This is a genomic window from Rhizobium sp. C1 (assembly GCF_021026335.1).
GTDB lineage: Bacteria > Pseudomonadota > Alphaproteobacteria > Rhizobiales > Rhizobiaceae > Ensifer_A.
The window spans coordinates 1-1,182 of sequence record NZ_JAJNCY010000022.1 but is presented as its reverse complement, the minus strand read 5'-3'; the positions used below and the strand labels follow the sequence as shown (position 1 = coordinate 1,182).

1 protein-coding gene is annotated in these 1,182 nt (G+C 56.9%); it reads right to left on the bottom strand.

Going from position 1 to position 1,182, the window contains the following annotated elements; all coding sequences use genetic code 11:
* Positions 1–19: 19 nt before the first annotated feature.
* Positions 20–958, bottom strand: a complete 939-nt coding sequence (locus tag LQK83_RS21560) for an IS110 family transposase (RefSeq protein WP_230839539.1) — start codon at positions 956–958, stop codon at positions 20–22.
* Positions 959–1,182: the final 224 nt, after the last annotated feature.

Genomic DNA, 1,182 nt, shown 5'->3' with positions numbered 1-1,182 from the left:
GCTAGAGTATCCGTGTTGATCAAGCAGCTTTTGGCTGCCATTTTTGCTTTTTCCGGAGCAAGGCGTTTGCGAGCACGGCGAGTTTTCGCATGATTGCGGTTATCGCGACTTTCGGTGGTTTTCCTGCGGCTATTAGCTGATCGTATTTGGCCTTGAGGTCCGGGTTGAAGCGGCATGCGACAAGAGCAGGCATGTAGAGTGCGTGGCGGACGATGGCCCTCCCGCCGGCAATGAACGCGCGTCCGGTCCATCGTCCGGACTGGCGGCTCATGGGGGCAAGACCGCAGAGCGCGGCGGCAGCCTTTTCGTCCAGCTCGCCCAGTTCAGGCATCTCAATGATGAGCGTAAAGGCCGTGACCTGCGATACGCCAGGAATCGAGACGAGGATGTCGAACCTGGCCTTCAGGGATCTATCTTCGGCAATAACGGCCATGATGGCCTCGTCCACGGCCTTGATCTGGTGCTCAATCTGCTGGAGCCTGTCGCCATTGTGTCTCTTCAAGAGCGGGTTTGTGAGGCTCTTTTCCCTGTTCTTTGCAGCCGTCCTGTCCTTGATGAGGGCCAGACGCGCCATATGCAACTCTTTCAAATCACTTTTAATTTGTGTGTCGGCCTGCAGGAGGCGTGGCTCGAGGAGCGCGCCGTAACGGGAAAGCAGTGCGGCATCGATCCTGTCCGTCTTGGCAAGCTGACCTGTGGCTTCACAAAAGCGTCTGGACAGACGCGGATTGACCTTGGAGAGCGGTAGGCCTTGCACGACCATGAAACGCTCGAACGCCCTGTGGTAGGGACCGGTGGGCTCGAAGACGATGCGTTGCACGCCCTTTGCGCCGATCCATTTGAGAATGGCGGCAAAGCCCTTGCGGTCATTGGCAACTTTCAGCGTCTGGCCACCCGGCAGGCTATAGAGGTCGATATGGTCTTTCGAGATGTCTGCACCGATGGTAATATCCGTCATCTTTTCTGATCTCCCATGCTTGTCATCCGAGCCCAAGGCTCGGGTATCCGTTCAGGACGATTGGAAAAGATGGGGGCGATCATACTCTAGCTCGGCCCGGCATTCGCAAGAATGGCGGCCTGCGTTTCAACGATCCGTCCCCCATCGCCGGAGAAGGATGGCCGTCCTCTCCGGCGCTTCTTTATCTCACGAAGAAGCCAGAAAATCATAAGACAAGCGTTTCA